We start from the raw sequence: 10,580 nt of genomic DNA on the forward strand, positions 1-10,580 counted from the left end.
ATAGGCTGAGACGGTGATGGTGTTGGGGAAAGGATTAAGGGGAATGACAGACAAGAAGATCGTTTTCGTTGCTTTCGCAATTGAGGATGAGCGGCAGCGGGATTTCCTGAAGGGGCAGTCGCTGTCCCCCCGAGCGCCCTACGAGTTCATCGATATGTCGGTGAAGGAAGCGTACGACTCTGATTGGAAGGCTAAAGTCCGCACGCGAATCAAGCGATCGCACGGCGTGATAGTGCTAGTCAGCAGTAATTCACTCACATCTTCCGGCCAGAAGTGGGAGATCTCCTGCGCGAAAGAGGAAGGAAAGCCCATTCTCGGTATCTGGGCCTACTCCAACGACCGCACCTCCGTCGCCGGCGTTCGCACGGTCACCTGGAGTGACAAGAACATCAGCGACTTTATCGATTCCCTGTAGAAGCAGATGCGTAAAGCACTCATTGTCGGAATCGACTACTACGAGCACATTGGGGGTCTTCGCGGCTGCGTGAATGACGCCCACAGTGTGAACGCGGTCCTGGAGCGACAGGCAGACGGGACACTCAACTTTCCAAATCCACGGCTGCTGACCAGCACAGGTTCTGGAGCTGCTGTTAGGCGGTCGGAGCTAAAGGATGCCGTCCGAGAACTGTTTCGTGACGACGCTGAAGTAGCGCTGTTTTATTTCTCCGGGCACGGCTATCTCGAAGACACAGGCGGCTTCCTATGCTCCAGTGATGCCCGCACTGGCGACGATGGACTTTCTCTGAGCGAGGTGATGACTCTGGCCAATCAATCGCCAGCGACGAACAAGGTCATCATGCTTGACAGCTGTCATAGCGGTGCTGCGGCGACCGACCCTATCGATGCCCGGCAGGCAGAAATCCGGGACGGGGTCACGATCTTGGCCGCGTCAACGGCGGATCAGTACGCGATGGAGGAAGGCGGCTCGGGAGTTTTCACCAGCCTCCTCGTGGACGCGTTGAATGGGGCTGCAGCAAACCTGGTCGGGGACATCACTCCCGGTAGCGTCTATGCACACATCGACCAGTCGCTGGGGCCGTGGCAGCAACGGCCCGTCTTCAAGACGAATGTGAAGACCTTCGTATCGTTGCGGCGCGCGAAAGCCCCAGTCGCACTCACGGAGTTGCAGCAGCTCACATCGATCTTCCCAGTTCCCGAGTACCAGCTTCCCCTTGATCCGTCCTACGAACCCGAACGATCCGCTGAACAAACGGCTGACCCATCAATCCCAGCACCGAATCCAGCGAGGAACGCGACGTTCAAGATCCTGCAAAACTACGTCAAGGTAAACCTAGTCCGCCCAGTGGATGCTCCGCATATGTACCATGCGGCCATGGGAAGCAAGGCATGCGAGCTCACCGTACTTGGCCAGCACTATTGGAATCTCGTCGACCAGAGGCTGATTTGATGATGCGGTCCGAATCCAACCTTGTCGATTTCTTACAAACCGAAGCGGCCCTTGAAGCGGTTGCTGCAGTTGAGCATGACCGGTGGGCGCACTGGCAGCGGTACCTGCATGCTCAGTGCATCGAAGGTCAGGATGGCAGCCTTCTCATTCCGGCGACACTCGTAGACCGGTGGAGCAGGCAACTATCCACTCCGTACTCAGAACTGAGCGATAGTGAGAAGGACAGTGACCGCGAGCAAGCCCGCGAGTACCTCGCCGCTCTGATCCGAGTCCAGCAAAATAAGGCCCGGCATTACCCGGACTGAGAGCTCTGCTCGCTATTGCATTGAACTGGATTTGGAACGGTGCTGGGGTAGCACAGCACCGGAGCGAAGATTAACCAGCAAATTGTCATAAGGATTCAGCGAAATGCAGCAGGACAACGTTGCCTACTGGACCGTCGTTGCACAAATCGTTCCTGTGCTTGGTTTAGCAGCCGTCGTTGAAATCCGTCTTATTCGCTGGCACAAGCTCCTACCTCTCAGGCGATACGGTCTAGGCTTCTTTGCCTCGTCCGTGCTCTTGGCCTAGGTTATGCCGGCGTCACATCCTTGCAGGTGCTACTGGGAGAATCACAGGGCCTCGACTTCCCCTTCACGCGAAAGCTTGCCTTCTGGGCCATGTACTTCGGGCTTTTCGGTGTCATGGTTCTTCCAGCGACTCAGCTGTGGCTGGTGGTATTCGCCGATTTCTCATGGAGAGGTGTGTTCCAGCTGCTGCGCCTGGGGGCCCGAAGGCGCAAGTCCCGCCAGCAGCATAAGAAACTCGCGCAGAATATCGCCACGCTAAGGGATATGAGAGCTGGGCTCCGACTGGAGATGGCGGAGCACGTCATTAGGAATCCGGACCGGACTTTCGTTGCCCGTGATGGTCGTGTATCCCTAGCCCCAGGCAATCCCTATTCGGCTGGCGTGAAAGAACAGCTTGAGAAGCTAACCCAGACCATCGAGGGATGGGAACAGGAGTTGGAGAATTGGGAAAGGGACGCAGCCGCCGAGATGAGTGATTTCATTCGGGTGAGCGGGAGCGCTTCGAAGGAGACAACTAAGAAGCTTCGCCAATACCAAGCGGGCTGGAAGTAGTATTTGTCCCGGCCTACCCCAAACCGGACGCGGTGCAAAGCCGTGTCAAAGGCAGAGCGAGCCATATGGACAACAGACGACCATTTCCTCTTCAACCTTCACCTTCGATCGGCGAACAACATATTGTGTGACTCGCAACGGTAAATGGCGGTCTTTGTGCAGCGCTATTTGTCACCTCGCAGCCCGCAAGGGGATCGACTACCAGAAGGCCCTCTAACGCGCCCCCCTGCGATGAGGCTGCCCATCGACACCGGTGCCTGAGGTTTTTGGAAGCTCAGTTGTCTAAGATCTCGCCATGAAGCAATGGGTCCGACTGCATCCCCGGTGGGCAACGGCACTGGCGTTGCTTGTTGAGTGGTTGATCCTGGCGGTTGTCTTCCTGCTTTTCGGGCGTCCGTTACTAGACGCGAGCATCGAATCAGGAATGTGGACCGCAGCTTCTGGCATAGTGTGGGCGTTCGAATCTCGGCGATCTCGCAGGACAGCAGCCCGCCTCGACGAGCATGGCCAAGTTCTGGCCTATGTGCGTTACCCCGACTCGCGTCCGGGCTCCCTCAGCGGAATCTGGAATATGGGCATCGCGACGCCTCAGGTTGGATGGATCGACTTTCAGCCCGCCGTGTATGACACCTTAGAACCATCGGGGCGCCCCATGAAGATCCAGGTTCTGGAGGTGCGTCCCGAGCGCCGGGCTATCAGCGGCAGGGAGCGGAAGTACGTCTCTGGCCTGGGGAACCAGGCTATGACTGTGGTGACAGAGACAGGCAGAGTGGAGATCGCGGGTGACCCTGATTCACTAGACAAGCTCGCCGACGCAGCAAAGCGACGACCGTGACTCCCGAGCACAAAGAGCACGGTCCGCCGTCGAGCTGGCTAACGTCCATGCGACCTCTCAGTCCATTTGTGCTGCTTGGATGCACGTTTAGGCCGCACGATGAAAAAAGCACGCAAGATGCCCTATCCGTGCCGTTGCTGAGTCTCGAAATACAACCGGTTATCAGGACTGGGCGCCGGCCGACTGGTGGTGTCGCGTAGCCGCGGTTACTTTGGGGCTAGGTTGTCTCATCAATGAGTCTCACGCTCCTATTCCCAGCTATAGCGGACCTGGGCCTTTGTTTGGACAGGCCGGACGGACGGGTGAACAGGCAGAACGCTGCCCGTCTCCCGGAGCCTCTGTCGACGGGTAGGCGTTTCACCCAGGGTGCGGGGCGGTGCGGGTTTAGTCCCGTAAAGGGTCTTCGGCGGCGTCTGGCGTCCAGGGAATGGCCCATTCCAGTCGGGTGGTGTTGTCTGCGGTCTTCGTCATGTGCAGTGTGTGCCGGGCGGCGCCGGTTTGTGCGGCCAGGGCCGTGAGGCCGATCGCGGGTCCGTTGGTTTCGAGGCCGAGCCGCAGCAGGCGGTCCTGGAGTGCGGCAGATACACGCAGATCCGCGATGTCCCCGGTCTTGGCCGCGTGCGCGAGGGCGTGCCGGAGCACGGATAAAAGGTGATCGGCGGCGGGGCTGGCAGAGGCGGCGTCGAGGTCGCCGCTGAGGTCTACGGTGGTCCTGAGGCCGGAAGCAGGGGGCGTGTCGGATATGGTGCGCAGGATCTGCCGGCTGAGCGGTTCCGCGTCGGCGGGTTCGGGTGCCAGCGCGTAGATTGCAGCTCTAAGTTCGGTGATCGCGTGGTCGATCTCCGAGGTCAGGGCGCTGATCCGCTGACGGGCCTCGTCCTCGTTGGCGAATCGGCGCAGGCTCTGCAGGCCCAGGCCTGCCGCGAACAAGCGCTGGATGACCAGGTCGTTGAGTTCCCCGGCGAGCCGGTCGCGTTCGGCGCTTAGCGCGTGCGCCTCCCGCAGGCGTTCGGCGCGGGCCAGTTCCACGGTCAGGGCGGCCTGCTCGGAGAACGCGGCGGCCATGTCGAGGTCAACCGGTGAGAAGTCTTCGGCCCCGGGGCTGCGGAACAGCAGGAGGAGTCCGGGTGGTTCCCCGGGAAGGTGTAGGGGGACGAGGGCGCACCTAGCCGATGCCGGGTGCGCGGGACCCAGCCAGTGCACGCTCGTGCCTAGGATGGGCCGGTCGGTTGCCGGAAAGCTATCTGCCGGTCTGTCTGCAGCCGGCAGATCTCTGCCGACGTAAAGCTCGCGGTTTGTCCCGGCTGCTGCCCGACAGCGCAGCCCGCCCCCGCTGGTAGGTGCCGCGGCCAGGACGAGCTCGGCGTGTCCGGCGTTCAGGGCCTGTTCGGTGATTAGCCGGAGAACGTCTCCTTCCCTTGGAAGCCGCCGGGGAAGTTCCATGATCGATGCCAGCCAGTGCCTGCGGCGCCAGGCGCTATCGATCGCGGCGCCGGCCAGTCCGGCCAGGTCGCCGGCCGATTCTTCAGCCTGGCTGCCAATGCCTGCTTCAGGATGCAAATCCGCCAGGTACAGGTAGGCGTAGAGGGCTCTGCGCGTCCGGACGGGCAGCCTGAGGATCCCGGCACCGCCGGCCGCCTGACCTGAAGCTGTGTTATCCCACGAAGCCACGAGATCTTCTGGCCGCAGGACCCCGGACCCGGCCGCTGCTCCGCCGGCAGCAGCGATGAAGCGGCCGGTGTCCCGGCCGTTGGCGGCACCAAAATCCAGCAACCCGTAGCCGGCTCCGGTCCGGCGGCAGGCGACCCGGACTAGTCGCTGCAGGATGGCGCGAAGGCTGAGCTCTTCGGCTCCGTCGGCGGCGGAATCAAGCAGGCCGGCGATCCGGGCACGGGCGTCAATCAGCCCGTCTGTACGATCGGTCACATCACCATGTTCGCCCATCAAGGGCGTCACCGGAAAAGACGAGCCAGCCGGGGGACCTGCCGGTCCCGCGTTTTTATCCGGTCAGCGGATTGCATTACTGTCCCTGTCCCTGGTCGAGGGCTTTGCCTCGTCGCGGCGTCTGCCGTGGGTTGAGCGTGTTTTTGAGTTAGGGAGTTCGTTGGACAATCCGATACACCGTGCTGCGGGCAACCTTGAACAGTTCCGCGATCTCCGTGGTCGTGTGGTTGCCTCCCTTATATAGGGAGACAAGGTGGGCTTCCTGACTCTTGGAGAGCTTGGGCTGCTTACCGCGGAGCCGGCCTTTGGCCTTGGCGACCTGCATGCCTTCACGCGTACGGGCGCGGATGAGGTCGGCTTCGAACTCGGCGACCATCGCCAGGACGTTAAAGAGGAGCCGGCCGACCGGATCCGAGGGGTCATGGACGGAGCCGCCGATGCTGAGCTTCACTTCCTTCTTCGTCAGCTCTTCGACAATGTCCCGGGCATCGGGGACAGAGCGGGCGAGCCGGTCAAGCTTCGTCACGACCAGGGTGTCGCCGTCGCGGACCGCGGCAATCGCCTCGCGCAATCCAGGGCGGGCGCGATTCGTTCCGGTCAGCCCGTGGTCGGTGTAGATCCGATCCTCGGGGACACCGAGGGCAGCTAGCCCGTTGCGCTGGGCTGTGAGGTCCTGCTGATTAGTTGAAACCCGGGCGTATCCGACGAGGTGTGCAGTCACCCGACTGAGTGTAGCGGTTGGGGCACCTTAACCGGGCTTTTTAACGGGCGGGGTATATGCGAATCGACGAGCCCAGTAGTTGTATGGAATTTTCTTCGGCAGGGGAGCGGCGATCGAGTATTGCGGTGAAGGACCGGTGAATTCATGCGGTCGTTGCAACGAGGGGCACTTCGGGGTCCAACAGTAGCCGCTGCATGGCTTGTGCGGGGCTGATTCCGCCGAGAATCTTGCGGGGCCGGTCGTTCAGTTCGGCTGCAACTTCCAGCAGACGCTCCGGGGCGTGGACGGACAGGTCGGTCCCTTTGGGGAAGTACTGCCGCAGCAAGCCGTTGGCGTTTTCGTTGGAGCCGCGTTGCCAAGGACTGTGCGGGTCACAGAAATAGATGTCCATCTTCGTAGCCAGGGTGATCTCCCGGTGCCTGGCCAGCTCGGTGCCCTGATCCCAGGTCAGGGACTTGCGCAGGTGTGTCGGGAGGGTGGCAATCACGGCCAGGAGCGCGTCGCGGACGGCCGGGGCGCCGTGGTCATCAGGGAGATGGACGAGCATCACGTAGCGGGTCTTGCGTTCGACCAAAGTGGCGATGGCCGACCGGCAGTTCGAGCCAAGAACTAGATCGCCCTCCCAATGCCCGGGCACGGCACGGTCAGCGACCTCGGCAGGGCGTTCACTGATCAGGACCATGTCAGGGATCTTTGATGGGCGTTTTCCGGTGCGTCCGCGCGGCCGCCTCACCGCGCGGCCGGTGCGCAGATGCTGGTGCAGGCCGGTGCGCAGCCCGCCGCGCCCCTGAACAAACAGGGCCTGGTAGATGGTTTCGTGGGAGACCCGCATCCGGCTCTGGTCGGGAAAATTTTCATCGAGGTGGAGACTGATCTGCTCCGGGCTCCATTTCACGCACAGTTTGGTCTGCACCAGTAATGCCAGCTCGGGATAGTCAAACTTACTGGCCTTCGGCCGGCGTCCGCGGAACTCTGCCCGCTTCTGCGCGGCATAAGGAGCATAGGCATTACGGGTGCTGCCGTTTCGACGCAGCTCACGGCTTACGGTTGAAGCCGACCTCCCGATCCCGAGGGCAATCGAACGCACCGAGGCACCGGACAACCGCAGATCTGCGATCTGCAAGCGTTCATCCAATGACAGATACCGCCCGGAGGGTTTGAGGCGTCTCCGCGGTATTCGTCCGCCGGTTGCCAGGCGCCAACGCCGCCCTGTTTGTCTGTTCACACCCACAGCATCACACGCCGCAGTCAATGTGGAACCCCCGGCCATCAACACCCAAAACGCGGCCCGCATACCCGCCAAATCCCGTCGGGAAACCATACACAACACCTCACATCAAAACGCGGCGTTGCGACGACCCTTTGAACTCGCCACTGGCTTATGCGACTCGCAGGCGATCAACTCCCAACCTTGAGAAGGGATAGGTCTTGTTGTCTCCGGCCATGAACGCCGCTAACCTCCTTCCGCTACGGTCCCGCCTCAGCGACGGGCGGGGAGGATCGTCGTCGTGACGGCCACGGCCTGCGGCGTGCGGGGGACGGAACTGAAGCCGAAGCCCACGGGCGGATCCACCGGCGCGAGGGGCCCGAGGCCGGCCCCGTTCCAGCTCACCGTGGCGCGCTCGACGCTACGGATGGAGCGCACGCCATAGTACTCCCGACGTCCGCCTCCGGCGGTCCCGGCGGTGGCCACCCCCGGGAGCAGGATGCCCGCGGCGCGGTTCACTGCTGCCAGCCACGCCGGGTGGACGGCGATCCGGGCGGGGACCAGTTGCAGCATCCGGCCCAACGCTGTCACGGGGCCCAGGTCGGCGCGCAGCTCCAGCGGGCCTCCGGAAACGCGGAGGACCAGTGCGGCGGTCCCGGGTCCGTTCCCCGGTTCCGCGCTCCGTTCGCCGGCGGGGCTCAGGCTGGCGTCCAGCGGCGCCACCACCACGTCGTCGAAGCGGTAGGTCGCGGACACATAGTCGGCCACCGCCCGGTTGGGGGCGAGCAGTGTCCGCAGCCCGTCGCGGCCCTCGATCATGACGTCCGTGAAGGCGCCGAGCGGTGAGTCCATCCAGTGCCCGACCACCAGTCGGCGACCCGTGCTGGTGCCCAGACCCGCGATGAACCCTGCAAAGCGTTCCATCCGGCTACCGTACGGCTCCGGTGGGCCCCTGCTCAGGCGATGGCCTCGAAGGTGAGGCCGTACGGCACGTTGTCGCTGAGTTCGACACTGAACTGTCCCGGGCCTGTCCTAGTGACGAGGATGCCGGGACCGCCTTGCTGACAGGCCAGATGCAGAAGTTCTTCGACGACGTCGTTAAGGAGTTTGTCTGCCTCCTCGGCGCTGGTTGCGCTGATGTGTTGCCGCGTCATGGGTCGTAGTCCTTCCATAGGGGGAGCTGGGAGGTGCTTGGCTGATCGGCTTGATCGTTCAGATCTCGTATCGGAAGATGAGGCACTCGTCGGTGGAGATCATTCTGCGTTCCCCGGTGCGCACTTCCCGGATCCAGACGATGTTAAGCTGCGGCATCGTGTCTTCGACGTATCCACTGCGGGGAACGTACCCGCTCCTGTGGACGTCGATGCGGTCCCCGGGGCGGAGGACGGCGGAGTCGAAAGCACTGCCGGTGCTGTCTGTCATGGTGCCATTGCCTTTCTGTAGGCCGGTGCCGGCGAGGCGGGGTGGGTGTGGTGGTATCTGTCGGAGGCGCAGCCGTCAAAAGCAGAGGTGACAGGGGGCTTCGGGGCGACCCATGCGATCCAGGGCCCGGGGCAGGACGCCGTGGCCAAGGTCCTGCCCCGGTGGAACCCGTGCGGAAGTTTCCAGCGACGGAGCGGTTCGCGCGGCAGCGGCGGAGCCTGGCCGTCGGTATAAACGTTGCTGTGTCCGACGCTGGATCCGGACCCCTGTAGGGGGATAGGAATCCGGATCCAGCGTGGCTGCCGGGTAGTGACCGGCGGAACGGTCGCCTGGGGAACACCTGCAGGGGTAATGGTGGCGGTGTCCGTGGCGGAGGCGCCCGTCTCCGACGGCGCCGAGTCAGGCGCCGTCAGGTCTCGGTAGGGTGCGGGGTGTGGCAGCGGGGTATTCCTAGGGGGGAAATTCCGGGCTTGTTCCGCTCATAGGTCATGCCGTAGGGAACCTCAGGGCTTACGGCGACGGATAGGCAGCATGGCGGTGTCGGGTAATTCGTACGGTATCTTCCACCGGAAACGGCCGGGGACCGGACTTCTTTATGGGCGGTCTGCAGCTGGTTCTGGAGGGCACTCCAGGCGCTACCGGCAGCTGCCTTGAGGGTGATTTTGCAACGGTGGTGTGTCACGCAACGTCGTTTCTGGGTCAGGGGCTAGAGGCCGCGGTAGCAGGTGTCAGCCCTTGAGCGAGGTGGCGATCTGTTGCATGACGGTGTTGTCGGACAGCGTGCTCGCGTCACCTGCTTCGCGGCCTTCGGCGATGTCCTTGAGCAGGCGGCGCATGATCTTGCCGGAGCGGGTCTTGGGCAGTTCCGGGACGACGAGGATCTGGCGGGGCTTGGCGATCGGGCCGATTTCCTTGCCGACGTGGTTGCGCAGCGTCGTCACGATCTCCGGGTCCTCCGCGGCGCTGCCGCGCAGGATCACGAACGCCACGACGGCCTCGCCGGTCGTGTCATCCGTGGCGCCGACGACGGCGGCCTCGGCGACCGACGGGTGACTGACCAGGGCGGACTCGATCTCGGTGGTGGAGAGCCGGTGCCCGGAGACGTTCATCACGTCGTCGACGCGGCCCAGCAGCCAGATGTCCCCGTCGTCGTCCTTCTTGGCGCCGTCCCCGGCGAAGTACATGTTGTCGAACCGGGACCAGTAGGTGTCCTTGTAGCGGTCCGGGTCGCCCCAGATGCCGCGCAGCATGGCGGGCCACGGCTCGCGCACGACGAGGTAGCCGCCGTGTCCGTTGGGCACGGGTTCGCCCAGTTCGTCGACGACGTCGACGGCGATGCCGGGCACCGCGACCTGGGCCGAGCCCGGCTTCGTCTCGGTGACACCCGGCATCGGGGCGATCATGTGGGCGCCGGTTTCGGTCTGCCACCAGGTATCGACGATGGGGGCTTTGTCCGCGCCGATGACGCGGCGGTACCACATCCAGGCCTCCGGGTTGATCGGCTCGCCGACCGAGCCTAGGACGCGGATCGAGGACAGGTCGTACTTCGCCGGGATGTCCTCGCCCCACTTCATCATGGTGCGGATGGCCGTCGGGGCGGTGTACATGATGGACACCTTGTACTTCTCCACCAGTTCCCACCAGCGGCCCTGGTGCGGGGTGTCCGGCGTGCCCTCGTACATGAGCTGGGTGGCGCCGTTGATCAGCGGGGCGTAGGTGACGTAGGTATGGCCGGTGACCCAGCCGATGTCCGCGGTGCACCAGTAGACGTCCGTCTCCGGGTGCAGGTCGAAGGTCGCCTTGTGCGTGAACGCGCCCTGGGCGAGGAAGCCGCCGGTGGTGTGCAGGATGCCCTTGGGCTTGCCCGTGGTGCCGGAGGTGTACAGGATGAAGAGCGGGTGCTCCGAGTCGTGCGGGACCGG

The 10,580-nt window shown here is 63.3% G+C and carries 12 protein-coding genes; 5 read left to right on the forward strand and 7 right to left on the reverse strand.

Annotation, left to right across the window (positions count from 1 at the left end; all coding sequences use genetic code 11):
- Positions 1–43 precede the first annotated feature (43 nt).
- From AHIS1636_RS16015 to AHIS1636_RS16035, 5 genes are all read left to right on the forward strand, one after another.
- Positions 44–415 (forward strand): TIR domain-containing protein, encoded by a 372-nt coding sequence (locus tag AHIS1636_RS16015; protein ID WP_264796844.1) that lies wholly within the window; start codon positions 44–46, stop codon positions 413–415.
- 6 nt (positions 416–421) lie between these two features.
- Positions 422–1,408, forward strand: a complete 987-nt coding sequence (locus tag AHIS1636_RS16020) for a caspase family protein (RefSeq protein ID WP_264796845.1) — start codon at positions 422–424, stop codon at positions 1,406–1,408.
- Positions 1,408–1,713 (forward strand): hypothetical protein, encoded by a 306-nt coding sequence (locus AHIS1636_RS16025; protein WP_264796846.1) that lies wholly within the window; start codon positions 1,408–1,410, stop codon positions 1,711–1,713. Before AHIS1636_RS16020 ends, AHIS1636_RS16025 begins: the two co-directional genes overlap by 1 nt.
- Before the next feature lie 291 nt (positions 1,714–2,004).
- Entirely contained in the window at positions 2,005–2,529 is a 525-nt protein-coding gene (locus AHIS1636_RS16030) for a hypothetical protein (RefSeq protein WP_264796847.1), read from the forward strand.
- 652 nt (positions 2,530–3,181) lie between these two features.
- A complete protein-coding gene (locus tag AHIS1636_RS16035; protein WP_264796848.1) occupies positions 3,182–3,364 on the forward strand; it encodes a hypothetical protein in 183 nt (60 codons plus the stop codon).
- Positions 3,365–3,748: 384 nt separating this feature from the next.
- Here the strand turns inward: AHIS1636_RS16035 and AHIS1636_RS16040 are convergent, their stop codons facing one another.
- From AHIS1636_RS16040 to AHIS1636_RS16070, 7 genes are all read right to left on the reverse strand, one after another.
- Positions 3,749–5,290: a GAF domain-containing sensor histidine kinase gene (locus tag AHIS1636_RS16040; protein ID WP_264796849.1), complete on the reverse strand. Its 1,542-nt coding sequence runs from the start codon at positions 5,288–5,290 to the stop codon at positions 3,749–3,751.
- Positions 5,291–5,456: 166 nt separating this feature from the next.
- Complete coding sequence (locus AHIS1636_RS16045; protein WP_264796850.1) at positions 5,457–6,029, reverse strand: recombinase family protein; 573 nt, start codon at positions 6,027–6,029, stop codon at positions 5,457–5,459.
- Positions 6,030–6,171: 142 nt separating this feature from the next.
- Complete coding sequence (locus AHIS1636_RS16050) at positions 6,172–7,350, reverse strand: IS30 family transposase (RefSeq protein WP_309298618.1); 1,179 nt, start codon at positions 7,348–7,350, stop codon at positions 6,172–6,174.
- Between the two features lie 159 nt (positions 7,351–7,509).
- The gene (locus AHIS1636_RS16055) at positions 7,510–8,160 is read right to left on the reverse strand and encodes a hypothetical protein (RefSeq protein ID WP_264796851.1); all 651 of its coding nucleotides are present in this window, start codon (positions 8,158–8,160) and stop codon (positions 7,510–7,512) included.
- 32 nt (positions 8,161–8,192) lie between these two features.
- Positions 8,193–8,390, reverse strand: a complete 198-nt coding sequence (locus AHIS1636_RS16060) for a hypothetical protein (protein WP_264796852.1) — start codon at positions 8,388–8,390, stop codon at positions 8,193–8,195.
- A gap of 58 nt (positions 8,391–8,448) precedes the next feature.
- Positions 8,449–8,658 (reverse strand): hypothetical protein, encoded by a 210-nt coding sequence (locus tag AHIS1636_RS16065; RefSeq protein ID WP_264796853.1) that lies wholly within the window; start codon positions 8,656–8,658, stop codon positions 8,449–8,451.
- Between the two features lie 728 nt (positions 8,659–9,386).
- Positions 9,387–10,580 (reverse strand): acetate--CoA ligase (locus AHIS1636_RS16070; protein ID WP_264796854.1); only part of this gene is annotated, 1,194 nt, incomplete at its 5' end.

It is taken from the genome of Arthrobacter mangrovi (assembly GCF_026011795.1).
GTDB lineage: Bacteria > Actinomycetota > Actinomycetes > Actinomycetales > Micrococcaceae > Crystallibacter > Crystallibacter mangrovi.